Origin of the sequence: Aminobacter sp. MSH1, from assembly GCF_003071665.1 — a bacterium.
Lineage (GTDB): Bacteria > Pseudomonadota > Alphaproteobacteria > Rhizobiales > Rhizobiaceae > Aminobacter > Aminobacter niigataensis.
On sequence record NZ_CP026265.1, the window covers coordinates 3,349,259 to 3,373,624 of the forward strand.

27 protein-coding genes and 1 pseudogene are annotated in these 24,366 nt (G+C 62.6%); 21 read left to right on the plus strand and 7 right to left on the minus strand.

Annotated elements, in window-relative coordinates; translation table 11 throughout:
- Nucleotides 1-47 precede the first annotated feature (47 nt).
- The 6 genes from CO731_RS16640 to CO731_RS16665 all read left to right on the plus strand — a co-directional run bounded on the left by CO731_RS16640 (nt 48) and on the right by CO731_RS16665 (nt 4,846).
- Nucleotides 48-755: a metal-dependent hydrolase gene (locus CO731_RS16640; protein WP_108609881.1), complete on the plus strand. Its 708-nt coding sequence runs from the start codon at nt 48-50 to the stop codon at nt 753-755.
- A 31-nt stretch (nt 756-786) separates the two neighbouring features.
- Nucleotides 787-1,206: a hypothetical protein gene (locus tag CO731_RS16645; RefSeq protein ID WP_108607971.1), complete on the plus strand. Its 420-nt coding sequence runs from the start codon at nt 787-789 to the stop codon at nt 1,204-1,206.
- An 83-nt stretch (nt 1,207-1,289) separates the two neighbouring features.
- A complete protein-coding gene (gene gatC, locus CO731_RS16650) occupies nt 1,290-1,577 on the plus strand; it encodes an Asp-tRNA(Asn)/Glu-tRNA(Gln) amidotransferase subunit GatC (RefSeq protein ID WP_108607972.1) in 288 nt (95 codons plus the stop codon).
- A 68-nt stretch (nt 1,578-1,645) separates the two neighbouring features.
- The gene (locus CO731_RS16655) at nt 1,646-3,211 is read left to right on the plus strand and encodes an amidase family protein (protein WP_108607973.1); all 1,566 of its coding nucleotides are present in this window, start codon (nt 1,646-1,648) and stop codon (nt 3,209-3,211) included.
- 108 nt (nt 3,212-3,319) lie between these two features.
- On the plus strand, nt 3,320-4,006 hold the full coding sequence (locus tag CO731_RS16660; protein ID WP_108607974.1) for a YEATS-associated helix-containing protein: 687 nt from the start codon (nt 3,320-3,322) through the stop codon (nt 4,004-4,006).
- 42 nt (nt 4,007-4,048) lie between these two features.
- Complete coding sequence (locus CO731_RS16665; protein ID WP_108607975.1) at nt 4,049-4,846, plus strand: YdcF family protein; 798 nt, start codon at nt 4,049-4,051, stop codon at nt 4,844-4,846.
- Here CO731_RS16665 and CO731_RS16670 read toward each other — a convergent pair.
- Nucleotides 4,795-5,532 carry a DUF599 family protein gene (locus CO731_RS16670; protein ID WP_245439378.1) on the minus strand — a complete coding sequence of 246 codons (738 nt, stop codon included), beginning with the start codon at nt 5,530-5,532 and terminating at the stop codon, nt 4,795-4,797. The two genes, CO731_RS16665 and CO731_RS16670, sit on opposite strands and share 52 nt — an antisense overlap.
- 309 nt (nt 5,533-5,841) lie before the next feature.
- Here CO731_RS16670 and CO731_RS29520 point away from each other — a divergent pair, with 309 nt between their 5' ends.
- The 5 genes from CO731_RS29520 to CO731_RS16690 all read left to right on the plus strand — a co-directional run bounded on the left by CO731_RS29520 (nt 5,842) and on the right by CO731_RS16690 (nt 9,580).
- Complete coding sequence (locus CO731_RS29520) at nt 5,842-5,973, plus strand: hypothetical protein (protein WP_256371676.1); 132 nt, start codon at nt 5,842-5,844, stop codon at nt 5,971-5,973.
- 197 nt (nt 5,974-6,170) lie between these two features.
- Nucleotides 6,171-7,574 carry an L-serine ammonia-lyase gene (locus tag CO731_RS16675; protein WP_108607977.1) on the plus strand — a complete coding sequence of 468 codons (1,404 nt, stop codon included), beginning with the start codon at nt 6,171-6,173 and terminating at the stop codon, nt 7,572-7,574.
- A gap of 78 nt (nt 7,575-7,652) precedes the next feature.
- On the plus strand, nt 7,653-8,090 hold the full coding sequence (locus CO731_RS16680; RefSeq protein ID WP_108607978.1) for a DUF1489 family protein: 438 nt from the start codon (nt 7,653-7,655) through the stop codon (nt 8,088-8,090).
- Between the two features lie 66 nt (nt 8,091-8,156).
- Entirely contained in the window at nt 8,157-8,888 is a 732-nt protein-coding gene (locus CO731_RS16685) for a hypothetical protein (RefSeq protein WP_108607979.1), read from the plus strand.
- On the plus strand, nt 8,885-9,580 hold the full coding sequence (locus tag CO731_RS16690; protein WP_108607980.1) for a DnaJ domain-containing protein: 696 nt from the start codon (nt 8,885-8,887) through the stop codon (nt 9,578-9,580). Before CO731_RS16685 ends, CO731_RS16690 begins: the two co-directional genes overlap by 4 nt.
- Nucleotides 9,581-9,623: 43 nt before the next feature.
- On the opposite strand, the gene CO731_RS16695 is transcribed toward CO731_RS16690, so the two are convergent.
- The gene (locus tag CO731_RS16695) at nt 9,624-11,054 is read right to left on the minus strand and encodes a serine hydrolase (RefSeq protein ID WP_245439380.1); all 1,431 of its coding nucleotides are present in this window, start codon (nt 11,052-11,054) and stop codon (nt 9,624-9,626) included.
- A gap of 326 nt (nt 11,055-11,380) precedes the next feature.
- On the opposite strand from CO731_RS16695, the gene CO731_RS16700 reads away from it, so the two are divergent.
- The 3 genes from CO731_RS16700 (at nt 11,381) to clpA (ending at nt 14,795) form a co-directional block, all read left to right on the plus strand.
- On the plus strand, nt 11,381-11,710 hold the full coding sequence (locus CO731_RS16700) for a phasin family protein (RefSeq protein ID WP_108607982.1): 330 nt from the start codon (nt 11,381-11,383) through the stop codon (nt 11,708-11,710).
- A gap of 275 nt (nt 11,711-11,985) precedes the next feature.
- The gene (clpS, locus tag CO731_RS16705; RefSeq protein WP_055977693.1) at nt 11,986-12,315 is read left to right on the plus strand and encodes an ATP-dependent Clp protease adapter ClpS; all 330 of its coding nucleotides are present in this window, start codon (nt 11,986-11,988) and stop codon (nt 12,313-12,315) included.
- Nucleotides 12,316-12,323: 8 nt separating this feature from the next.
- On the plus strand, nt 12,324-14,795 hold the full coding sequence (gene clpA, locus CO731_RS16710) for an ATP-dependent Clp protease ATP-binding subunit ClpA (protein WP_108607983.1): 2,472 nt from the start codon (nt 12,324-12,326) through the stop codon (nt 14,793-14,795).
- A 37-nt stretch (nt 14,796-14,832) separates the two neighbouring features.
- Here the strand turns inward: clpA and CO731_RS16715 are convergent, their stop codons facing one another.
- Nucleotides 14,833-16,089, minus strand: a complete 1,257-nt coding sequence (locus tag CO731_RS16715) for a GGDEF domain-containing protein (RefSeq protein ID WP_108607984.1) — start codon at nt 16,087-16,089, stop codon at nt 14,833-14,835.
- 175 nt (nt 16,090-16,264) lie between these two features.
- Here CO731_RS16715 and CO731_RS16720 point away from each other — a divergent pair, with 175 nt between their 5' ends.
- The 4 genes from CO731_RS16720 (at nt 16,265) to CO731_RS16735 (ending at nt 19,578) form a co-directional block, all read left to right on the plus strand.
- On the plus strand, nt 16,265-17,011 hold the full coding sequence (locus tag CO731_RS16720; protein WP_245439382.1) for an AzlC family ABC transporter permease: 747 nt from the start codon (nt 16,265-16,267) through the stop codon (nt 17,009-17,011).
- A complete protein-coding gene (locus CO731_RS16725) occupies nt 17,008-17,358 on the plus strand; it encodes an AzlD domain-containing protein (protein ID WP_108607986.1) in 351 nt (116 codons plus the stop codon). Before CO731_RS16720 ends, CO731_RS16725 begins: the two co-directional genes overlap by 4 nt.
- A 118-nt stretch (nt 17,359-17,476) precedes the next feature.
- A complete protein-coding gene (locus CO731_RS16730; RefSeq protein WP_108607987.1) occupies nt 17,477-18,445 on the plus strand; it encodes a phosphatase PAP2 family protein in 969 nt (322 codons plus the stop codon).
- Nucleotides 18,442-19,578 (plus strand): phosphatase PAP2 family protein, encoded by a 1,137-nt coding sequence (locus tag CO731_RS16735; RefSeq protein ID WP_108607988.1) that lies wholly within the window; start codon nt 18,442-18,444, stop codon nt 19,576-19,578. The genes CO731_RS16730 and CO731_RS16735 overlap by 4 nt, the downstream gene beginning before the upstream one ends.
- A 6-nt stretch (nt 19,579-19,584) precedes the next feature.
- On the opposite strand, the gene CO731_RS16740 is transcribed toward CO731_RS16735, so the two are convergent.
- On the minus strand, nt 19,585-20,016 hold the full coding sequence (locus CO731_RS16740; RefSeq protein WP_108607989.1) for an HIT family protein: 432 nt from the start codon (nt 20,014-20,016) through the stop codon (nt 19,585-19,587).
- An 88-nt stretch (nt 20,017-20,104) separates the two neighbouring features.
- Here CO731_RS16740 and CO731_RS16745 point away from each other — a divergent pair, with 88 nt between their 5' ends.
- Nucleotides 20,105-20,434, plus strand: a complete 330-nt coding sequence (locus CO731_RS16745; RefSeq protein WP_108607990.1) for a multidrug efflux SMR transporter — start codon at nt 20,105-20,107, stop codon at nt 20,432-20,434.
- A 7-nt stretch (nt 20,435-20,441) separates the two neighbouring features.
- On the opposite strand, the gene CO731_RS16750 is transcribed toward CO731_RS16745, so the two are convergent.
- The 3 genes from CO731_RS16750 to CO731_RS16760 are packed head-to-tail and all read right to left on the minus strand — an operon-like array spanning nt 20,442 to nt 22,887.
- Nucleotides 20,442-21,644, minus strand: coding sequence for a GNAT family N-acetyltransferase (locus CO731_RS16750; protein WP_108607991.1), 1,203 nt, complete (start codon nt 21,642-21,644; stop codon nt 20,442-20,444).
- Nucleotides 21,645-21,685: 41 nt separating this feature from the next.
- Nucleotides 21,686-22,414, minus strand: coding sequence for a glycerophosphodiester phosphodiesterase (locus CO731_RS16755; protein WP_108607992.1), 729 nt, complete (start codon nt 22,412-22,414; stop codon nt 21,686-21,688).
- A gap of 8 nt (nt 22,415-22,422) precedes the next feature.
- Nucleotides 22,423-22,887 (minus strand): RidA family protein, encoded by a 465-nt coding sequence (locus CO731_RS16760; RefSeq protein WP_108607993.1) that lies wholly within the window; start codon nt 22,885-22,887, stop codon nt 22,423-22,425.
- Between the two features lie 143 nt (nt 22,888-23,030).
- On the opposite strand from CO731_RS16760, the gene CO731_RS16765 reads away from it, so the two are divergent.
- Both CO731_RS16765 and CO731_RS16770 read left to right on the plus strand, forming a co-directional pair.
- Complete coding sequence (locus CO731_RS16765; RefSeq protein WP_108607994.1) at nt 23,031-23,858, plus strand: cell envelope integrity EipB family protein; 828 nt, start codon at nt 23,031-23,033, stop codon at nt 23,856-23,858.
- Nucleotides 23,859-23,868: 10 nt separating this feature from the next.
- A pseudogene (locus tag CO731_RS16770) lies at nt 23,869-24,141 on the plus strand (DUF4031 domain-containing protein); the annotation flags it as partial.
- Nucleotides 24,142-24,366: the final 225 nt, after the last annotated feature.

Genomic DNA, 24,366 nt, shown 5'->3' on the forward strand with positions numbered 1-24,366 from the left:
GTGCGTTCTATCCTTTGGCCAACGAAATTGCGAGGAATGCCGAAACGATGAAACTGACCTGGTATGGACATTCGGCATTCCGCATCGAAGTGGCAGGCGCCACGATCCTGATCGACCCGTTCCTGAGCGGCAATCCCTCCTGGGGCAAGTCGTGGGAAGCGGCGGCGGAAGGCGTCACCCATGTGCTTTTGACCCATGGGCATGACGATCATATCGGCGACGCCGCCGCGATCCTGAAAAAGACGGGCGCCATGCTCGTCGCCAATTTCGAGATCTGCATGTATCTCGTCGGCCAAGGCGTTAGCGACAAGCAGATCAATCCCGGCAACATCGGCGGTACCGTCGATTGCGGCGGCTTTACCACCACCTTCGTTACTGCGCTGCATTCGTCTTCCGCGGGCGGGCCTGGCGGCACCAATACCTATCTCGGCAATCCCGGCGGGCTGGTGCTGCATTTCGCCGACGAGCGCACGCTCTACCACATGGGCGATACCGACATCTTCTCCGACATGGCCTTGATCAACGAGCTGCACGAGCCGGCTATCGGCTTGGTGCCTGTCGGCGACCGCTTCACCATGGGCGGTGCGGTGGCGGCTCTCGCCTGCCGGCGCTTCTTCAAGTTCGAGACGGTGGTGCCATGCCACTTCGCTACCTTCCCGATCATCGACCAGACGGCGCAAAGCTTCGTCGATGGCCTCGAAGGCTCGGGCGTTGAAGTGATGCTGCCGAAAGTGGGCGTAGCCATAGACATTTGATCGGTTGCGATCTGTGCGATTGGGGTGAGCGATGATGAACTGGAGAAATTTGGCGACGGTTTCCCTGCTCTGGCTCGGCGTTTCCGAGGCATCGGCTGAGGACTTCATCAAGGGCGTCTATCTCCAGTCCGAAGAACTCTGCGCCCAGGCCAAGAAGGATACGCTTCAGACGGTGGTCGACGCCGGAGGCCTGGTCCTGTCCGCGAGCGGAATCGAAAGCGTCGAGTACAATTGCGAATTCCTCAACGTTACGCGAGCTACGCGTGCGCCGGCATGGGCCGTGACGGCTCTCTGCCAGGAGCCCGGCCACCTGTTCCCCGACACGCTTTCCATCCTCGAATTGAGCCCGACGCAACTCGATCTCGTCTCTGTCCGCACAGTCGATGCCGAAGGCGGCCAGACCAACAATGCCGGCACCTACTATCTGTGCGACGGCGTCACCATGCCGTGAGCCCGATCATCGATGTTGCGCCGCGCGCGCGGCGTCGTTATAGCCCGACCTGACCATTTTCCCGGCTTTCCGGAGTTTTTTCGATGTCCGTTGATCTCAAGACAGTCAAGCGCGTCGCGCATCTCGCCCGCATCGCGGTGAGCGAAGACGACGCCCAGCGCATGACCGGCGAATTGAACGCAATCCTCGGCTTTGTCGAGCAACTCAACGAGGTCGACGTATCGGGCGTGGAGCCGATGACGTCGGTCACGCCGATGGAGATGAAGAAGCGCGTCGATGCCGTAACCGACGGCGGCAAGGCAGCCGACATCGTCGCCAATGCGCCGGCCACCGACGAGAATTTCTTCCTCGTGCCGAAAGTGGTGGAATAGGCCCTGGCCGCCCGTTCCGCATTCCATCAAAAGCAGCTTTCGGCTGCCTGACCCGAAGTGATTTCGCCATGACCGATCTGACCCGACTGACGATTGCCGAAGCGCGCGAAAAGCTGCGCGGCAAGGAGATCACCGCCTCCGAGCTGACCAACGCCTATGTCTCGGCCATCGAGCAGGCCAATCCGACCTTCAACGCCTATGTCGCCACCACGCCCGACAAGGCGCGCGAGATGGCCAAGGCTTCCGACGCAAAGCTCGCCAAGGGCGAGGGCGGGGCGCTCGAAGGCATTCCACTCGGCATCAAGGACCTGTTCGCTACCGAAGGCGTGCACACCCAGGCCTGCAGCCATGTGCTCGACGGTTTCGAGCCACGCTACGAATCGACCGTGACGGCCAATCTCTGGGCCGATGGCGCGGTGATGCTCGGCAAGCTCAACATGGACGAATTCGCCATGGGCTCGTCGAACGAGACGTCCTATTACGGCCCGGTGGTCAACCCGTGGCGGCGCTCGCGCGTGCAGACCACGGTCAAGCCGACCTTCCATGACGGCGGCAGCGGTTTCGTGCGGCCCGGCGGCGTCGAGGAGAGCCGCAGCTACGACAACATGCAGCTGGTGCCCGGCGGTTCTTCAGGCGGTTCAGCCGCGGCCGTCTCGGCCTTCCTGTGTGCCGGCGCAACTGCCACCGACACCGGCGGTTCGATCCGCCAGCCTGCCGCCTTCACCGGCACAGTCGGCATCAAGCCGACCTATGGCCGCGTTTCGCGCTGGGGCACGGTTGCCTTCGCTTCGTCGCTCGACCAGGCCGGCCCGATCGCCCGTGACGTGCGCGATGCCGCGATCCTGCTCAAGTCGATGGCGTCGGTCGATGCCAAGGACACCACCTCCGTCGATCTGCCGGTGCCGGACTACGAGGCGGCGATCGGCAAGTCGGTCAAGGGCATGAAGATCGGCATTCCCAGGGAATACCGCGTCGACGGCATGCCCGACGACATCGAGGCGCTGTGGCAGAAGGGTATTGCCTGGCTCAAGGACGCGGGTGCCGAGATCGTCGACATCTCGCTGCCGCACACCAAATACGCACTGCCTGCCTATTACATCGTGGCACCCGCCGAGGCGTCTTCGAACCTCGCCCGCTACGACGGCGTCCGCTACGGCCTGCGCGTGCCGGGCAAGGACATCATCGAGATGTACGAAAACACCCGCGCCGCCGGTTTCGGCCGCGAGGTCAAGCGCCGCATCATGATCGGTACCTACGTGCTATCGGCCGGCTACTACGACGCCTATTACCTGCAGGCGCAGAAGGTGCGCACGCTGATCAAGCGCGACTTCGAGCTGGCCTTCGCCGCCGGCGTCGACGTCATCCTGACACCGGCAACGCCTTCGGCCGCCTTCGGTATCGCGGACCAGGACATGGCCGCAGATCCGGTTAAGATGTACCTCAACGACATCTTCACGGTGACGGTCAACATGGCCGGCCTGCCGGGCATCGCCGTGCCTGCCGGGCTTGACGGCCATGGCCTGCCGCTCGGACTGCAACTCATCGGCCGGCCGTTCGACGAGGAAACGCTGTTCCAGACCGCGCATGTCATCGAGCAGGCGGCGGGCCGCTTCCAGCCGGAAAAGTGGTGGTAGGCACATAGGGACGGTCGAAACGACCGTCCCTATGGCAATTCAACCGAAAGTAGATCGTTGAATTTTGCACAACTTCCGATATGCTGATGGCATTTCGGGAGGGTGGCGATGCTCTTCAGTTTGGTCATTGCGATGCTCGCGTCCGGCTGGCTGGGATGCTGCGCCCGGTACGCCGTCAATTTCGAGACGGCGAAGGAAACTGAAGTCCCTGCGCGACCCTGGGATCTCAACACCGTCTGGTCCGTGCTGGTCCTCGGGGCGGCGGCAGCGCTCGTAGTTCCGCTGTTCCTGTCGATCGCCAACAACAACATCATGACCGACATCCTGGCGGCGCAGTCGTTTTCATCGGTCGCCAGCAAGATTCTCATCGTCGCCGGCTTTTGCGTCCTGGCCGGAGCAACTGCCCCCAATTTCATCGAGAGCCTGGCGCAAAAGGCGCTGAACCTCGCCAAGAAGAATGAATCGAAGATCGAGAAGGTCAACGAAAAGGCCGATAGCAATCTGGAACTGATCTCCGAGCAGATCGAGGCCGGCGACCAGGGCGTGCCGGGTGCGAAGATCCAGGCCGTCAAGCCGCCGGCGGACCTGCCGCCGATGTCCGCGGACGAAAAGCAGATCGTGGTGTCCCTCAACAACATGGCCTACCGGCGCCGCACGATCACCGGAATCTCCAAGGAGACCGGCATGAGCAAGGAGAGGGTAAGGGAACTGCTTGCGGCCCTGGCGCAGGCAGGACACGTGACGCAGTTGAAGTCGTCCAGGACCGGGGTCGTGCTTTACGAACTCGCGATGTAATAAATTTGCCGTCGAGACTCACAACACAGGCGGCAATCCGGTTTGTTTTTCTATCTTTCCAAGGTCTTCTGGTTCTTCGCCCAACCGCTCAATTTTGCGATCCTTTTGCTCTTGGCCGGGCTGGTCGCCAGCTTCTTCGGGCGGCGACGCCTGTTCCGCGCTGCGGCGCTGCTGGCCACGCTGGTCCTTGCGACAGCTGCCTGGACGTCGTTTGGCGCACTGATGCTCAACCCGCTCGAAGAGAGATTTCCGCGTCCGCCGGCACCCGGAAAGGTTGACGGTATCGTCGTGCTCGGCGGTGGTTTCGAGGGGGCGATCAACCTGGCGCGCGGCGGCTACGAACTCAACAGCGGCGGCGACCGCTTCGTCGAGACCGCCATACTGGCACGTCGCTATCCCGACGCCAGGGTTGTCGTATCCGGCGGCAGCGGCGCGCTGATGCTGGAAGGCGAGGGCGATGCCGATACGGCGCCGCGCCTGCTCGAGGCGCTCGGCGTTTCGCGCGACCGACTGATCCTGGAAAACCGCTCGCGCAACACCTATGAGAATGCGCTGTTCTCGAAAGAACTGGTCACGCCCAAACCCGGCGAAACCTGGCTGCTGGTTACATCGGCATTCCACATGCCGCGGTCGATGGCGCTGTTTGCCAAGGCGGGATTTGCTGTCGTTGCATGGCCGGTCGACTATCGCACGTCAGGCGAGGAGGGCATCGGCCTGTTTACCGACAATCCCGCCGATTCGTTGCAGAACACGACGATGGCCGTGCGCGAGTGGGTCGGGCTTGTGGCCTATTGGCTGTCCGGCCGGATCGACAGCCCGTTGCCCGGCCCGGAGTCTTGAACCAGCACCGCCTTGCGCGCCTCTGAGAAGAACTGGCGCCGTATCAGCACGACCAGCAGGATGACCGTCGTGAGGAAAAAGACGCGCGGGTCGATGAACCAGCCGAGATAGCCGATCGAGAAGAAAACGCCGCGCAGGCCGGCGTTGAAATGCTTGCCGGCCAGCTGGTTCATGCGCGTCGCCCGCAACACCGCGATTTCGATTGCGGCATCAGGCTCGCTGCGGGAACCGAGTTGGGGCACCGCGCCAATCAGGATCGAGCAATAGTTGAACAGCCTGTAAGCCCAGCCGAACTTGAAGAACGAATAGGCCAGGATGATGATCAGGCCGATGACCTTGATCTCGAACAGCGGACGCGCGGTGGCGCCTGCCAACGGCACGTCGCTCAATATGGCCAGCACGCGGTCGGAGGCGCCGAGCAGGGCAAAGCAGCCGCCGACGGCGATCAGCGAGCTCGAGGCAAAAAAGGCGGTGCCCTGCTGCAGGCCGTTCATGATCGAGGTGTCGACGATCCTGACCTCGCGCCGGGCCATCGTCGCCATCCAGGCGGCACGCTGCGCGTTCATCGCCCGCGTCAGCGACAGGCGCCTGACGATATGCCCCTCGGCGCCAAGCGCATGGAAGATCCAGCCGGCGAGGAAGAACGCCAGTGCCGCAATGTCGAGACCGCTCAGAGGGCCGGTCATGGAGAAGGAATCGCCGATCATTGGTCTCAAACTAGCATGGCCGTTGGCCGGAATTCGAGTGCGCCCGTTCGCCGTGGTGTCGTCACAGGTGTTTAAAATCCGTGAACGGCCAATTTGGGATAAGTAACTGATTTGATTAAAAATGGATTGATGCGTGCATGGCTGCCATGCACATTTCGCCACGCTTTGGCCATTTTTTGCAGTTGCGAACATGCCGGCAAAGTCGTATCCAGCAGTCCCACTCGGGACGAGCTGGAATGGCGGGAAGCACCGCCTGCTCGCCGAACGAAAAGGGTCTTGCGATACATCATGGATGACGGCGTTCAGAAATCCTGCTGGGGCCTTACGGCCAAGGCAGTGGTTGGCTTTGCGGTTTTTCTCCTTCTTGCCTGGCTTGTCAGCGGCGGCGCCGAAAAGGCGGCAGTCGTGGCAGGCGGCTGATCTCTTACCCTCAGGATTGGATACAAAAAGCGCGGCCTGGCCGCGCTTTTTGCGTTAGGGCCTTGCGTAAAGCTCATCGATTTTCCAAATGTCGCGCGCTGAGCACGCAGCGTCGGATCGCGCCTAGCTCAGCACGTGAAAAGGGCGGAATGATCGTATACATATGCGACTGAAGCCGCCGTCGCAGGGAGTGAGATTTGTTTCTTTCGGTATTCGACCTGTTCAAGATCGGCATTGGTCCGTCGAGTTCGCACACGATGGGGCCAATGACGGCCGCCGCGCGCTTCCTCGATGAGATATTGAGCGGCGACTGGCCGCGCCCGGCAGGCGCCAAGGTTGACCGCGTCGGTGCTAGCCTGCATGGCTCGCTGGCCTATACCGGCGTCGGCCATGGCACCGACCGCGCCGTCATGCTGGGCCTTTTCGGCCTGACGCCCGTCACGGTGGATCCCGATCAGACCGACGCCATCGTCGAGCAGATCACTGGCGACAAGCGGGTCTCGCCGCCCGGACATCCGTCCTATCGCTTCGATCCGGCCGTTGACCTCGTGCTCGACAAGAAGACGCCGCTGCTCGGCCATGCCAACGGAATGGCCTTCTATGCCTATGATGGCGGCGACCGGCTGCTGCTCAAGCGCATCTACTACTCGATCGGCGGCGGCTTCGTCGTCTCCGAGGAAGAACTGCAGCGCATGAAGGCCAAGACCGCGGCTCCCGCTGCGGGCAAGCGCGTGCCTTATCCATTTGCCAATGCCGTCGACATGCTGGCCATGGCGTCGCGCAGCGGGCTTTCCATCGCCGAGATGAAGCGGGCCAACGAAGAGACCCATATGGCGCGCGCCGACCTCGACGCCGGCCTGGATGCGGTCTGGGACGCGATGAGCCGCTGCATCGACCGGGGTCTGTCGCAGGACGGCATCATGCCCGGCGGGCTGAAAGTCCGCCGCCGCGCCCGCCAGCTGCACGAGAAGCTGCAGGAGCAGTGGAGCCAGAACCGGCCCAACCCGCTGCTCGCCAACGACTGGCTGTCGATCTACGCCATGGCGGTCAACGAGGAGAACGCCGCCGGTGGCCGCGTCGTCACGGCGCCGACCAATGGCGCCGCAGGTACGCTGCCTGCCGTGCTGCGCTACTGGCTGCATTTCCATGTCGAGGCCGACAAGGACAGCATCCGCGACTTCCTGCTGACCGCTGCCGCGGTCGGCGGCATCATCAAGACCAATGCTTCGATCTCCGGCGCCGAAGTCGGCTGCCAGGGCGAGGTGGGCTCGGCTTCGGCGATGGCCGCGGCAGGTCTGTGCGCCGTCATGGGCGGAACGCCGGAGCAGGTCGAAAACGCGGCCGAGATCGCGCTCGAGCACCATCTCGGCATGACCTGCGACCCCGTCGGCGGCCTCGTCCAGGTGCCGTGCATCGAGCGCAACGCGCTTGGCGCGGTCAAGGCGGTCACGGCAGCGTCGCTCGCTATCAAGGGCGACGGCAAGCACTTCGTGCCTCTGGATGCCGCCATCGAGACGATGCGCCAGACCGGCATGGACATGAGCGAGAAGTACAAGGAAACCAGCCTCGGCGGTCTCGCAGTCAACGTCGTCGAGTGCTGAGGCCTGGCCCAACGGCCAGCCTGTGCAAAACCGCAGCCGGCGTTGAATGCGCCGGCTGGAGCCGCTAGTTTTCACGCCATGTCACTGAACCTGATCAAGCTCTGCGTCGGCTGCGACAGCGTCGAGGACCTCGAGGAATGGATCGCCTTCCGCCTCGACGAGCGCCGCCGCGCCGGCGAACCGGTCGAGCAGTTCCACACCACCCGCATGGTGCCGACGCGCGCCGCCGAACTCACCGAAGGCGGATCGCTGTACTGGGTCATCAAGGGCAACGTGCAGTGCCGCCAGCGCCTGCTCGAGATCCGTCCCTTCACCGACTCCGAGGGCATTGGCCGCTGCCACCTCATCCTTGAGCCGACCGTCGTGCGTACCGACTGGCAGCCGCGCCGCGCGTTCCAGGGCTGGCGCTACCTCAAGATAGCCGATGCGCCGGTGGATCTTGGCCAGGGCAATGCCGCGCTCGCCGAAATGCCGCCAAAGCTGCGCCTGGAGCTGGCGGAACTCGGCCTGCTCTAGCTCAGGCACGGCATCTCGCAACGACGGGCTTGCAAGCAATCGCGCGCCGCCACATCTTCTTTGCAAATGAGCGACGAAAACAAGCCCCCGGTTACGTCCGCCAATCGTCCACCGGCAGAGCGCCGTTCGGATGCTGCAGCCATCGACGCGTTTGTTCGCCAGGCGCGTGCGCTTGCTCCGGGCAAGGCTGGCGGCCGGCTTATCCTGGCGCTCGACGCGACGATGAGCCGGCAACCGACCTGGGACCTCGCCTGCGAGCTGCAGGGCCAGATGTTCGATGCCGTCGGCAAGACCGGCAGGCTGAACGTGCAGCTGGTCTACTTCCGCGGGTTGGGTGAATGCCGGGCGTCGAAATTCGTAGGCGAGACGGGCTCCCTCAAGAACCTCATGACCTCGATCCAGTGCCGCAGCGGCCAGACACAGGTCGGCAAGGTGCTTGCCCATGCGCTCAAGGAAACCTCCACCGTCAAGGTCGATGCGCTGGTCTATATCGGCGATGCGATGGAAGAAAACATCGATGAACTGGCCGAGAAGGCCGGACGGTTGGGCCTGCACGGTGTGCCGGCCTTTGTCTTCCAGGAAGGGCACGACGCCGAGGCTGAGCGCGCCTTCAAGGAGATTGCCCGGCTTTCCAAGGGGGCGTGGTTCCGATTCGACAGCAAGGCGGCTGCGACCTTGTCGAAACTGCTGTCGGCCGTGGCTGTCTTTGCTACCGGTGGAATCAAGGCGCTCGAGGCGAGGGGGCGCCCCGAGGACATACTGATGATCGAGCATTTGAGGAGCGGCAAGGCCCCATGACAGTCTTTGCCGTAATCGCAGCCATCCTGATTTTTGCCGGCCTTGTGACCACTGCTTTCCTGCGTGCCGACGCCAGCCAACTCGCACGGGCGCTGAAGCTGGCCGGGCCGCTCGTGCTGGGGCTCGTCGGCGTGGTGCTGCTACTGCTCGGGCGAGCGGCTATCGGTGGCGGGCTGATTTCGGCGGCCCTGGCCTGGTATGCAGCGGGGGGCCGGGGGCGTTCAGCCAGCAAGACGCCGGGGCGGCGCTCGACCGTGCGTACGGCAGCTCTCGAAATGGAGCTGGACCACGACACCGGCGGCTTGCAGGGCGTCGTGCTGGCCGGCCGCGAGGAGGGCAAATCGCTGTCTTCGCTAGGCCTCGTCGAACTCAAGGCGCTTTGCAGGGAGCTTTCCGGCGATCCGGAAAGCCTCCAGCTACTTGAGACCTACCTTGACGGCAGGTTTCCCGCCTGGCGCGAAGACGCGAAGCCTGACGGTGACGACGGGCTGCGTGTTCCGCCAGGTTCTGGCGCCATGACTAAGGAGGAGGCCTACAAGGTCCTTGGTCTTGAAGCGGGGGCCGCCGCGGCGGATGTCCGCAAGGCGCATCGACGACTGATTCAGCGCTTGCATCCCGACTTGGGTGGCTCGTCGTTCCTCGCGGCGAGGATCAACGAAGCCAAGGACGTCCTTCTCTCCGATCATCACTAACTCTCCTTTGACACACAACTTTTCCAGGAGGTTGGCAGGGCGCCTACTGCGCGACGGCGTAGCAGGCGATCTTCTTCTTCTTCAGCGCGTTGCAGGCGTTCCAGGCGGAATCCTTGGATTCGAAGCCGGCAAAGCGGGCACGGAAGTAGGTCACGCCGCCCTTTTCGAAGGGCACGGTATAGGCGGATGCGTCGGCGAGAACCTGCGGCACCCGCTTGGCGGTCTTGTCGAGGATTGCGCGCGCTTCGCCGTCGCTCGGCGAGGAGGCAACCTGGATGGCCCAGCCGGATGGAATCGACGCGGTCTTCATCTGGTCCAGTGCCGCCACGGCAGGGGCCGGCTCGGCATAGGCCTGCTCGACAGCTTCCGCCGCCGGGGCGCGGTCCTTCGGCTTGCGGATCTGGAAGGGAATGTTGGCGCCGAAGCGCTCGGCCGAGGCCATGGCGATCTTGGGCTTGCTGGCGAGCCCGATGGTCGGCTTGGGGGCAGGCACCGCGGCTGCCACGACTTCTTCCTCGACTGCCATTTCATTGTCGGAGATGGCTTCCGCGACTTCGACCTGTTCGGCCATGGGACGGGTATCGGGCGTCGGTACGTTGCGCTTGGGCAATGCGACACTGGCCGTTTTCACTTCCGGCATCGGAGTGTCGGTCTTGGCGATCAGGTCGCCACCGCCGCGCCTGGAGGCCTGCGGCATGTAGGTCTTGATCAGTTCCGCCATCTTGTTGTCGCGGCTGGCACCGCTGGTGCCGCCGAGAACCACGGCCACCAGGCTGCGATTGCCGTCCTGGACCGACGAAACGAGGTTGAAGCCGGACGCGCGGGTGTAGCCTGTCTTGATGCCATCGACGCCCTTCACGCGGCCGAGAAGCCGATTGTGGTTGGCAATGCGCTGGCGACCGAAGGCGAAGCTGCGGGTGGAGAAGTAGCCGTAGTACTGCGGATAATGCTCACGCAGCGCGATGCCGAGCTTGGCCATGTCGCGCGCGGTGGTGAACTGCGCGGTGTTTGGCAGGCCGTTGGCGTTGCGGAAAACGGTGCCCTTCATGCCGAGGCTGCGTGCCTTGGCGGTCATCATCCGCGCGAAATTCTCCTCGGAGCCGCCGATCATCTCGCCAAGCGCGGTCGAGGCGTCATTGGCCGAGCGCGTGATCAGCGACAGTATGGCCGCTTCGACGGTAATGGAACCGCCTGCCTTGACGCCGATCTTGGTCGGCGGCTCGGCTGCGGCGTTCTTCGAGAACACGACCTTGCTGTCCTTCTTGATACGGCCTTTCGAAAGGGCCTCGAAGGTCAGGTAGAGCGTCATCATCTTGGTCAGCGACGCAGGATAACGGCGCGAATCCGCGCTCGACGAGTGGAGCGTCTCGCCGGTGTTCGCATCGATGACGATCGCCGCGTAGCGACTGTCTTTTGCAGCGGAGGCTGGCGCCACCGAACTCAGGCCGATGGCCGCCGCGATGGTGAAAACCACGAATGATTTTAAGGAGATGGCCGTCTTTTTGACTTTGCCTGGCAACGCTTGACGCACTGTTACACCCTTGAATTATTGTTGCATTAGGGCGGCAAAGGTTCCTCCCCGTATCGACGCAACGTAGGGCTACAGCGTTACCAATCCGTTTATGGTAACCGGCTCGTTCACACTTTTGATCGGGCTTTAGTCTAGTTTTAGGAAATCAGGTCGGTGCAGCGCGACGTAGAAATGACGTGGGGTCAGTTGACATATTGTGCGCTGCACAATATCTAGGCTGCATCGCACAATCGCATAGCGCAGCGCTCCCAACCCGAAAGGATGTAGCGATGACCCAGACCTATGAAGATTTCAGCAAATACGGCAAGGAATTCGTCGACACCGGCCTGAAGAGCTTTGCTTCGCTCTCCAAGGGCGCGCAGGCGATCGCCACCGAGTCGACCGACTACACCAAGAAGAGCTTCGAGGCTGGTGCGGCTACCTTCGAAAAGCTGCTCGGCGTGAAGTCGATCGAGAAGGCCGTCGAGATCCAGACCGACTATGCCAAGCAGGCCTATGAAGGCTTCGTGGCTGAAGCGACCAAGCTTGGCGAGCTCTATGCCGAGCTGGCCAAGGACGCCTACAAGCCGTTTGAGTCGCTCGTCGCCAAGGCGAAGTGACAGGCTGACACCTGATTTCAGGTAGGCAGGTCGAAAGATCCGCCCGACTAGACCCGGTTGCGTCCGCGCAGCCGGGTTTTTTGTTTGTCTTTTGTGCCGGCAATTCACGTTTCTGGCAATTCGGGCCCGCTAGCCGCTGTCGCCATATTGTCAGCACGTCAGAAGGGCTTAAAATCCTCGCCGTGACACCTACATGACGAAGTGTGTCGGAATTGATGAAGGGCAGGATCAGATTGACGATTGGCTTGGAAGCCACGAAGCTCGACGTGGCGCGGATGCAGAACGGTGACGAGGGAGGCAACGGTCCAGGCCGAGGCACGGCTGTCATCACCCGTACGAAGACCAAGACCAAACGGCCGAGCCTCTATCGCGTGCTTATCCTCAACGACGACTACACCCCGATGGAATTCGTCGTGCATGTGCTCGAACGCTTTTTCCAGAAGGACAGGGAGGCCGCTACCCGTATCATGTTGCATGTCCATAACCATGGCGTCGGCGAATGCGGGATCTACACGTTCGAAGTGGCCGAGACCAAAGTGTCCCAGGTCATGGACTTCGCCAGACAGAATCAGCATCCGCTGCAATGCGTGATGGAGAAGAAGTGAGGTATTGAATGCCGGCTTTCTCCCAAGGCCTCGAAAAGGCGCTGCACCAGGCGCTAACGCTCGCCAATGAGCGGCACCACGAATATGCAACGCTCGAGCATCTGCTGCTCGCACTTATCGACGACGCCGAAGCAGCCGCCGTCATGCGCGCCTGCAACGTCGACCTCGACGAGCTCAAGCAGACCGTACTTACCTATATCGATACCGAGCTGGACAATCTCGTCACCGGCTACGACGAGGATTCCAAGCCGACCGCCGGCTTCCAGCGCGTCATCCAGCGCGCGGTGATCCACGTGCAGTCGTCCGGCCGCGAAGAGGTGTCCGGCGCCAACGTGCTCGTCGCGATCTTCGCCGAGCGCGAGAGCCATGCCGCCTATTTCCTGCAGGAACAGCAGATGACCCGTTACGACGCGGTCAACTACATCTCGCACGGTATCGCCAAGCGTCCCGGCGCCACCGAAACCCGCGCGCCGCGCGGAGCGGACGAGGAGCAGCATGGCTCGAACGGCGAGGCAGGCGAGGAGACCGGCAAGGGCAAGAAGCAGCAGGACGCCTTGACGGCCTATTGCGTCAACCTCAACACCAAGGCACGCGCCGGCAAGATCGATCCGCTGATCGGCCGCGAGTCGGAAATCAACCGCACCATCCAGGTGCTGTGCCGCCGTTCGAAGAACAATCCGCTCTATGTCGGCGACCCCGGCGTGGGCAAGACGGCGATCGCAGAGGGCCTGGCCAAGCGCATCGTCGAAGGCGATGTGCCCGAGGTCCTCGAAGACGCCACCATCTTCGCGCTCGACATGGGCACGCTTTTGGCCGGAACGCGCTATCGCGGCGACTTCGAGGAACGGCTGAAGCAGGTCGTCAAGGAGCTCGAGGAATATCCTGGTGCGGTGCTGTTCATCGACGAGATCCACACGGTGATCGGCGCTGGGGCGACCTCAGGTGGTGCGATGGACGCGTCCAACCTGCTCAAGCCGGCACTGTCGTCGGGTGCGATCCGCTGCATCGGCTCGACCACCTACAAGGAGTTCCGCCAGTTCTTCGAGAAGGACAGGGCGCTCGTCCGTCGCTTCCAGAAGATCGACGTCAACGAGCCGACGGTCGACGACGCCATCGAGATCATGAAGGGCCTCAAGCCCTATTATGAGGACTTCCACAAGGTGAAGTTCACCAACGAGGCGATCAAGGCCGCGGTGGAGCTGTCGGCGCGCTACATCAACGACCGCAAGTTGCCGGACAAGGCGATCGACGTGATCGACGAGACCGGCGCTTCGCAGATGCTGCTGCCCGAGAACAAGCGCAAGAAGACCATCGGCATCAGGGAGATCGAGGCGACGATCGCCACTATGGCGCGCATCCCGCCGAAGACGGTGTCGGCCGACGACGAGAAGGTGCTGGCCGGCCTCGAGGTCGAGCTCAAGCGTGTCGTTTATGGCCAGGATACGGCGATCACGGCACTCGCCTCGGCGATCAAGCTTGCGCGTGCCGGCCTGCGCGAACCGGAGAAGCCGATCGGCTCCTACCTGTTTTCGGGCCCGACCGGCGTCGGCAAGACCGAGGTGGCAAAGCAGCTCGCGTTGTCGCTCGGGGTCGAGCTGATCCGCTTCGACATGTCGGAATACATGGAGCGCCACACGGTCAGCCGCCTGATCGGCGCGCCTCCCGGATATGTCGGCTTCGACCAGGGCGGCCTCCTGACCGACGGTGTCGATCAGCATCCGCACTGCGTGCTGCTGCTCGACGAGGTCGAGAAGGCCCATCCGGACCTGTTCAACATCCTGTTGCAGGTCATGGACCACGGCAAGCTGACCGACCACAACGGCAAGCAGATCGACTTCCGCAACGTGATCCTGATCATGACCACGAATGCGGGTGCCTCCGACATGGCAAGGGCGGCCATCGGCTTCGGCTCGTCCAAGCGCGAAGGCGACGACATGGAGGCGATCAACCGGCTGTTCTCGCCGGAGTTCCGCAACCGTCTCGATGCTATCATCCCGTTCGGCTCGCTGCCGGTGCCGGTGGTGCATCAGGTCGTGCAGAAGTTCGTCATGCAGCTGGAAACCCAGCTCTCCGAGCGTGGCGTCACCTTCGACCTGTCGGAAGAAGCGGTCGCCTGGCTTGCCGAGAAGGGTTACGACGAGCGCATGGGCGCGCGTCCGCTTGGCCGTGTCATCCAGGAGCACATCAAAAAGCCGCTGGCCGACGAGGTTCTGTTCGGCAAGCTTCGCAAGGGTGGCACGGTGCGCGTCACCGTCGAGAAGAAGGATACCGGCGAGACCGGCCTGAAGCTCGAGACGCTGGCCGATGAACTGCCGGTCAAACCCAAGAAGGAAGAGCCGGCCGATCGTCCGAAGCTCAAGAAGGCGGCGGCCAAGAAGCCGGTGGCCAAGAAGGCCTTGGCGGCAAAGACGAAGTCCGACCCCAAGGGCAAGGATGGCGGCAAGCGCAGCCTGGTTCCACAACTGCCCCGAAAGGGCTGATTACAAACGAAGAAGCCCCGGAAACGGGGCTTCTTTCTTATGAGGCGACAGGCGCGCTTTCGACGCGGTTTCGTCCCAGTCTCTTGGCGCTGTAGAGGCGCGCGTCGGCATCCCTGATCATCTGCTCCGTCGAAACCGGTCCGGTATCTGCCGTGGTGACGCCGATGCTGACGGTGGCGCGCACGCCAGGCTCGACAAAGGTGGTGGCCTCGACATTGGCGCGCAGGCGCTCGGCGAGGGTTGCCGCATCAGCTCTGTCCAGGTCGTGGCAGATGGCGACGAATTCCTCGCCGCCGTAGCGGAACAGCCGGTCGCCGCTGCGCAGCGAGCTTCCCAGCGAGCGGGCGACATCCTTCAGCACGTTGTCGCCCGTCACATGCCCGTGCTGGTCGTTGATGTTCTTGAAATGATCGATGTCGATCATCAGCAGGCTGACAGGCTTGCGCTCGGCCAGGGCCTGGTCGATCAGCGACTGGGCGACGGCTTCGAACTGCCCACGGTCGCTGGTGCCGGTCAGTATGTCCTTGCCGGTCTTCTGCAGCAGGTCCTCATAGCGGTGGCGGAATGTAAGCCGGTCGAAGACCTGGAGCAGGGGTTCGGGCCCGGCCAATGCGGGCTTGCTGGTCTCGATAAAGCGGAGATAGCCGACGAGCAGCGCGCTGTAGAGTGCTGCAGCTGCCATCTTGGCGATCCAGCCGCCATACAGCGCGCTGATCGGCACGCCGGAGACCAGGTGCAGCCCAATGAAGAACATCAGCTGGTCGAAGGTGAGCACGATCGCTGCGCTGAGGAAGATACGTTTGAGCAGCGTGTTGGCGATGCGCTGGCCGAGCTTTTCGTAGATCAGGATGAGGGCGATGCTGTCGAAGAACAGCAGCGCCGTGCCCCAGATCATCAGGATCCCCATGTCGTCGAGGAAGGTGAGGTTGGGCCGGTACCCCGGAAGCTCGGCGACGCTGCTGTAGAGCCGCAGGATCAGCGCCAGGACCACCATCAGACAGTTGCCGACGAGCAGCCCATAGATGGGTTGCCGTACGGTTTCTGCGTCCTCCTTGATGTAGAGCAGCAGGAAAATCATCAGCTTGCCGGAAAACATCACCGTGGAGCCCGGCGAAATCAGCCCGAACGGCAGTTGAACGAAAAAGACTGCAGCGAGATAGGTCTCGAGGAAGTGCATCACCCCCAGAACGCAGACAAAGATGCCGATGCCGAATTGGTGCCGGGAACGGAACACCGCGGCCATGGTGACGAAGTAAATGACCGCCTGCAGTATGAGCAGAAGTGCACCCGTCATGGTCCGGCAATTCCCCACGCCTGTATGGAGGTTAGCTACACATTCGCCGGTGGCTAAATGGTTAAGGAGCATGCGCGCGTCCGCCGGATCGCTATCCCGGTCCGGCGACCCCAGAGATGCATCTGGTCGCCGCGGGGACTGACTTGGTCGGATTGCCATGCTATCCGCATCGTCAATGCCCACTGACGATGCATCCCCCGATCCGGATTTTTCGATACGCCGCCTCTGGTATCTGCGTGGTGTCCGGGCCGCATTCTCCGTTCCCGGCCTTATTCTCGCCAGCGCCTTCATCGGCTTTGCCGGCCTTGCCAAGGAGGCGGGGCTGACGCTGGTGCAGACGGTATTCATGGTCGGAATGGTCTGGGCATTGCCGGCCAAGGTGGTGCTCGTCGGCGCCATCCTGTCGGGGACATCGCTGCCGGCTGCCGCCTTTGCCGTGGCACTGTCGTCCATCCGGCTGGCGCCGATGGTGGTGGCGCTGGTGCCGGAAATGCGCGGGCCTAGAACACCGCGCTGGGTGCTCTATTTCCTGTCGCATTTTGTGGCGGTCACCTCCTGGGTGCTCGCCATGGAGCGGCTGCGCGGTATCCCGCGCGACCTGCGCACCAGCTATTATGCCGGGCTCGGCTCGACGCTGGTGCTCGTCAATATGGTCGTTGTGGGCGTTGTCTATGTCCTGGCCGACAGCCTGCCGCCGGTGGTTTCGGCAGCCCTTTTCCTGCTCACGCCGATGTATTTCCTCACTTCATTGTGGGGATCGGCACGCGAGCGGGCAGGGCACATAGCAATGGCCATCGGCCTCGTCCTTGGACCGCTGCTGCATCTCGTCGTTCCCGGTTTCGACCTGCTCGGTGCCGGCCTGATCGGCGGTGGCATCGCGTTTGCTTTCCACCTGCTGTCGCGCTGGAGAGTGAAGTCATGACCTTCGATGCGCTCGACACCTGGTGGTGGCCGTTCCTGTTCATCCTGGTCGGTGGCTGGCTTGCCACCGACGCCTGGCGCTTCCTCGGCGTCTATCTCGGCGATCGCATTTCCGACGATTCCGACCTGCTGGTGCTGGTCCGTGCCCTGGCCACGGCGTTGGTCGCCGCCGTCATCGGCAATCTGATCGTCTTCCCGAGCGGGGCGCTGGCCGACACGTCGCTTGCACTGCGCCTCGGCGCTGCCGCCGGCGGCTTCCTTGCCTACCTCTGCCTTGGTCGAAAGGTGCTGGTGGGGATCGTTGCAGCGGAGGTGATCCTGTTGCTCGGGTTGTGGCTTGCAAGCTGAAGGTCTCCGTCCGCGACTGCAGCGCGATGCGCGGTCGTCGACTGCGACGGATTGTGGATTCACGTCAACTTAACTGCTGTTTCCTAACCTGCCGGCTTGCCGTTTCAGGGGTGAGGGCATGGCTGAAGTTCACGCGACATCGACACATATGCCATCGCTGGCTGCGGGGCTTGATAGGCAGCTCGCAATGAAGGCCGCAATCATCGTTGCGATCTTGGTCATCGATTTCGCGTGGATTGCCGGGACCGATTTCGAGTTTGACGTGGCCAGCGCCGCCAAGGCTGCTATCGTCACCGTCGTGCTTGTTGCGGTCGGATGGTTCTACCGGGTCAAGCGCCCGATGAAGCGGTTCGAGGTGCTCTGCACTGAAACCGCTGTCTTGTTAATGTTTTCGACCTCGGCTGCTGTACTCAGCACGTTGATGACGTCGACAAACCTGCCGATGATCGACGATCGATTGATCGCCTTCGATACCGCCGTGGGTTTTGACTGGCTGGCCTATGTCGGCTTTGTCAATGAGCGGCCGTGGCTCGGTGCATTGTCGTCGATCGTCTACATCACGACGTTGACCCAGGTCGCGCTGACGGTGGTGGCACTTGGCCTGATGAGCGAGGTTGTGCGTGTTCAGCGGTTCGTCCTCGCCGTGATGCTGGGCGCGCTGACCTGCATCGTGATTTCTGCGATCCTGCCGGCGGCCGGTGCCCTTGGCACCATTCGTCCACCGGTCGAATTCACGATGATGAACAATCCGATCGTCGACCTCGAATACAAGCAGGCGTTTTTCGATCTCCGAAATGGTCTGGCGCGTTTTATCTCTCTTGATGAGCCGCGTGGTCTGATCGCCTTCCCGTCCTACCATGGCACGCTTTCGATGCTGATCATCCTGGCTTTTGCCCGAGCCCGATTCTGGTTCTGGCCCGTACTTGCCCTCAACATTGCGGTGATCCTGTCGACCCCTGTCGACGGTGGACATCACCTCGCCGACATCATCGGCGGGATTGTCGTGGCCTTCATTGCCTGGTGGGCTGCCGACAAATTGCTGGACCTCGCCGGTGCGCGGCGTGTTGTTGCCGAGCCCCTCTCATGAGCGAGAAACCCCGCACTCTGGATGTGTTGCCCGAAGGCGGCGCCTTGGCTGCTCCTGCGATCCGCACCGGGGCAGGCACCGACCGGCTGGCCGACTTCCTGAAGGCGAACTGGCGCGCTCAAGGGGTGTTCCTTCTGGCCGCGGCACTGGTTGTTGTAGCTCGCTTCGAACTGCTGCCGGATCCGGCGACGGTGATCGCCATGACTTGGTTCCAGAGCCTGGCCACGTTCGTCGCATCATGGGCCATAGCGCTGAGCTGCTATCTTGTTTTCGAAACCGTTCGGACCAGATCGCTCTCCGCGAGCTTCAGCTATCTCTGGTCCGAAATATTCACCTGGAAAAATGCTGCTGTCGCGGTTCCCGCCGTCGTTGCCATGAGCATGGTGATGAACTCATACAGCGATTTCAAATCGAACATCGCTGTATTTCATCCATATCAACTGGATGTCGTTTTTCAGGAAGTCGATCGCCTGTTGCATTTCGGCGTGCAGCCGTGGGTCTTGATCGAGAGAGTTATCGGCTATGGCAGCGCCACGGCGATCCTCGACAAGATTTACTATCTCTGGTTTTTCGCTGTTTTCGTGCCGACAGCCGTTCTCATCGGCATGCCCGACCGCTTCGGCATTCGCCATCAGTTCCTGCTGAGCTACGTTTTTGTCTGGGGCATCCTCGGCATCGTCTGCGCGACTGCCCTGTCTTCTGTCGGGCCGATCTACTATGACAGGGTCTATGGCGGCCCGTCGCCCTTCACCGATCTGGTGCAAAAGCTGGAGCAGGCCGACAGCGCCTGGGGCCTGACCACGATGCAGGTAAGGGAGGGGCTCTGGGGCGCCTATGTCAACGATGCCGCGACGATTGTTTCCGGCATTTCGGCGATGCCATCCATCCACAATGCCATGTGCGTGCTGCTGTTTCTGGCAGCACGCCACGTCAACCGCTGGCTGGCCGCGGCGGCCGCGGTATTCGGATTGACCATTTTTGTCGGATCGATCCATCTGGGCTGGCACTACGCCATCGACGCATATGTCTCGGCGATCGGCGTTGTCCTGCTCTGGAAACTTGCAGGCTATCTGACCGGAAGCGAGGCTATCCGGCGCACCAAAGGGCCCGCGACGGCGAGCACCTTGTCGTAGCAAGTCTCATCCAGCCAGCGCAGCCCTGACCTTCTCCGCATTCGCCGCCAGCACTTCCGGCTTCTCCATTACGCCGCTGTGCGGCTTGAGCGCGACGCCCTCGAAGCGCGGGACGATGTGGACGTGCAGGTGGAAGACAGTCTGCCCGGCCGGCTCCTCGTTGAACTGGGTCACGATCACGCCGTCGGCGGCAAATGCCGACATGACTGCCCGCGCAACCTTCTGGACGGCGGCCATGAGCTTGCCGAGCGTCGCCGGGTCAGCGTCAAGCAGGTTGCGCGACGGCGATTTCGGCACCACCAGCGTATGGCCGGTGCCTTGCGGCATCACGTCCATGAAGGCGATGACGTCGTCGTCTTCGTAGACACGGTGCGAAGGGATTTCTCCGCGCAGGATCTTGGCAAAGATGTTGTTTGGATCGTATTCGACGCTCGACATGGCCTATCCCGTTTGATGCGGTTTCGTGGTGGATGTTTCGGCGCTGGTGTCGCGAACGTCAAGCCGCGAGCGGCCGAGAGGAGTTGAGTTGACCTACATCTATCTGATTGTTGCGGTGGCCTTCGAGGTCGTCGCCACCACCGCACTCAAGGAAACAAACGGGTTTACCAGGCTGCTGCCATCGCTCGTCACGGTCGCAGGCTATGCCGCCGCGTTCTATTTCCTGTCCCTGGTGCTGCGCACGGTGCCTGTCGGTATCGTCTATGCGCTGTGGTGCGGCGCCGGCATCGTCTTCATCACCGCGATCGCCTGGGTCTGGTTTCGCCAGGCGCTCGACCTGCCGGCGCTGCTGGGCATCGGCCTGATCATGGCCGGGGTGGTCGTCATCAACCTGTTTTCGAAGTCAGTGGTGCATTGACGCGCGGTTAGCCGCGACGGAACGGGCCGTGCTCGTCGAGGTATTCGCCGATCTCGGCCACTTCCCGCCGTTCGCGGCCGAGATAGTCGGCAATCGCCCGCCGGAGACCGGGGTGGACGATGTAGTGGGCCGACTGCGTCGTGACAGGGCGATAGCCGCGTGCGAGCTTGTGCTCGCCCTGGGCGCCAGCCTCGACGACCGTCAGCTTGCGTTCGATGGCGAAGTCGATGGCCTGATGGTAGCAAACCTCGAAATGCAGGAAGGGGTGGTCCTCGATGCAGCCCCAGTTGCGCCCATAAAGCGTATCCGAGCCGATGAAATTGATAGCGCCGGCGATGTAGCGGCCACCGCGCCTGGCCATGACCAGCAGCACGTCGTCGGCCATGCGCTCGCCGACCAGAGAGAAGAACTTGCGGTTGAGATAGGGACGACCCCACTTGCGGCCGCCTGTGTCCATGTAGAAGGCGAAGAAATCGTCCCAATGCGCCTCGGTGATGTCCCTGCCGGTCAGGCGCTCGATGGTAATGTCCTCAGCCAGCGCCTCGCGCCGCTCCTTCTTCAGCGCCTTGCGCTTGCGCGAGGCCAGGGTGGCCAGGAAATCGTCGTAACCCGCGAAGCCTTCATTGATGAAGTGGAACTGTTGGTCGGTGCGACGGAGAAAGCCGGTGGCTTCGAGGATGTCGACCTCGTCCGCCTCGGCGAAGGTGACATGCGCCGATGACACGCCCACACCTTCGGCAACGCTTCTCAGCGCCGTGGCCAAGGCCGATTTGGCCTGGGTCGCATCGGCGCCGCCGACGGTCAGCAGGCGAGGGCCCGTCGCGGGGGTAAAAGGCACCGAGGCCTGGAGCTTGGGATAGTAGCGACCGCCGGCGCGTTCGAAGGCATCGGCCCAGCCGTGGTCGAAGACGTATTCGCCCTGGCTGTGCGACTTGGCGTAGCAGGGCAGTGCGCCAAGGAACTTGCCGTCTGCGGACTCCAGACGGAGGTGATGGCCCTGCCAGCCGGTTCTCGTGACGGCGCAGCCGGATTCTTCGACTATCGTCAGAAAATCGTATGAAACGAACGGATTGTAGCCGAGACCTGTGACCCTGGAAGCGCCGGCAAGGCTGTTCCACTCGTCGCGGCTGAACTCGCCGATGCTGGAAACGACGCGGACGGCGTAGCCGCCATCCGCTTTCTTCGCCCCGGCATCGTTCGCAGTGCTCATGCGCTTTTACTTACGTTCGAAAGCCGCCGATGCAAGGACGTTCACGCAACCGAAGCTGCATCCGGCTCGAATCCCTCGAATGTCATCTGGTCGGCCCGCGAGAAGGTTGTCCTCACAGCTTCTTCGTCGCGCACCGTCCAGGTGATGACCGGCATTGCGAGCTTTTCGCGGACGAAGCTGACAAAGCGGTTGGGCAGGTGCGTCACGCTGTAGGAGACAAACGAGATGCCATGCGCCAGCATCGAGAAATGCGCCTCCAGTTCATGATCCACGTCGCCCCAAGCGGTCAGGCCGCTGGGGATGCCGGGCGCATGCCTTGAGAAGTCACGGATCAGCCAGTGGTCGAAGGACATGATCGCCACCTTGCCGTTGTAGTGGCGCAGGGCCTCGCCGACCTTGGCGACAAGGCCGTCGTCGTGGCCGGGGATGCCCTTGAGCTCGATCACCAGCGGCACGCGGCCGTCGACGAGGCGGAGCAATTCGCCAAGCGTCGGCACGTGATCGGCAGTGCCGCCGATACGCAGTGCGGCCAGTTCGCCCGCGGTTCGCTGCCAGATGTAGCCGTTGGTGCCGGTCAGGCGGTCCAGCGAGTTGTCGTGGAACACGACGACATCGCCGTCGGCGCTCAGATGCACGTCGCATTCGATGGCGTAGCCGCGGGCGGCTGCGCGTTCGAACGCCGAAAGCGTGTTCTCCCAGCAGGTCTTGTTGAGGTCGTGAAGGCCGCGATGGGCAATCGGGCGGGCGGTCAGCCAGGAAAGTTCGCTCATGGATCTGTTCACTCGGTCTCGATGATAGCTTCGATCTCGACTGCGGCATTGAGCGGCAGGGAGGCGACGCCGACCGCCGAACGCGCATGCTTGCCGCGCTCGCCAAGTGCCGCGACCAGGAAATCCGAGGCGCCGTTGGCGACGAGATGCTGGTCCGTGAAATCGGACGACGAGGCGACGAAGACGGTGATCTTGACCAGCCGGCGGATCTTTTCGAGGTCGCCGAGTGCCGCCTTGGCCTGGGCCAGGATGTTGACGGCGCATTGCTTGGCCGCTTGCTTGGCCGCCTCGGTGTCGACGTCGCGGCCGACGAGGCCGGAGGCCAGCAGCTTGCCATGCTTGAGCGGCAACTGGCCGGCGGTGAAGACGAAATTGCCTGATGTCATGAACGGTACGTAGTTGGCGGCCGGGGCGGCTGCCGCGGGCAGGGTGACCCCGAGATCGCCCAGCCGCTTTTCGATTGTTTCGCCCATCGTCTTTCCTTATCTCTATGTCTCTGGAGGCAGGTGAGGCCGCGCCGAAAGTGCTATGTTTGCCTCGCTTCCGCCACGACTTTTTTTAAGGTGGACCATCATTCAAGGCGGCCTGACATGGCCGCGCCGATCGGAGCCAGTGTATGCGCGCAACGCGCCTTGTTTTTCTCGCCAGCCTGTCCACTTCGGCGCTTTCGTTGGCGCCGGCCTTTGGCGCGCCGGTGCTCGCACCCCATCGCGCGGTCTATGATCTGGTGCTCGACCAGGCCTCGGACCGGTCGGGAATCACCGGCCTTTCCGGCCGCATGGTCTACGAGTTCAACGGCTCCGCTTGCGAGGGCTATACGGTCAAGTTCCGTTTCGTCACCCAGATCGCGACCAACGACAACACGCGGCTGACAGACCAGCAGACGACCACCTTCGAGGATGGCGAGGGCAAGAATTTCTCCTTCGTGACCAAATCCTTCGTCGACCAGAACCTCGACAAGGAGGTCAAGGGTACGGCGACGCTCGACGCGACCGGCCTCAAGGTCGCGCTGGAAAAGCCGGAGGCCGGTTCCGTCGATCTTGCCAAGACCCAGTTCCCGACCCAGCATCTGGTCGAACTGATCGAAAAGGCCGAGAAGGGCGAGACCTTCTATGAGACCAGCCTGTTCGACGGCTCCGAGGATGCCGACAAGGTCATGACGACAACCGTGATCGTCGGCAAGAAGAGCGCGGCGCCGGAAGCCGATCCGGAGCGTCCCGCGCTCGCCAGCCTCGCCAAGGACAAATATTGGCCCGTCGACATTGCCTATTTCGATGAAAGCAAGGGCGGCGGTGAGGAAGTGCCCGAGTACCGCATCAGCTTCAAGCTGCATGAGAACGGCCTGACGCGCGACCTGGTGATGGACTACGGCGACTTCTCGATGACCGGCAAGCTGGTCAATCTTTCGCTGTTTCCCACGCCGCAAGCCGAATGCAAGCCGTAAGCGGGTATTCGTGGCGGTCTATGTCGATGCAGCAATCTGGAAGTGGGTGGGCCATCGCTGGTGCCACCTGCTTGCCGACGACACCGACGAACTGCATCGCTTTGCCGCCCAGCTTGCGCTGAAACGCTCCTCCTATCAGGGGCCGCCCAAGACGTCGGCCCCGCACTACGACATCACCGGCTTCGAGCGTGATCGCGCCGTGCGCCTGGGGGCTGTCGAATGCAGCCGCGAGGAGATCGTGGCCGTGTTCCGCCGTGTTCGGGTGCGCAACTTCAAGCGGCGGCAACCGCAGCCGGTGAAACAAGAGGCGAGGCAGGACGAGCCGGTCTCCCGCTGGGCAGCCGGCAGCTGAATGGTTGACCAAGGCGCCGCGAGAATCGGCCTCGCTTTTCAAGCGTGATGCTTGGAGTGCAGTTCCCAGGGGGCTGATGCAGGCTCCATCAGTGCGCCAAGCCTCGATATGCGCAGCTTTCGAGCCCCTCTCGGGGTTGCGCTCGCCAGCCAATAC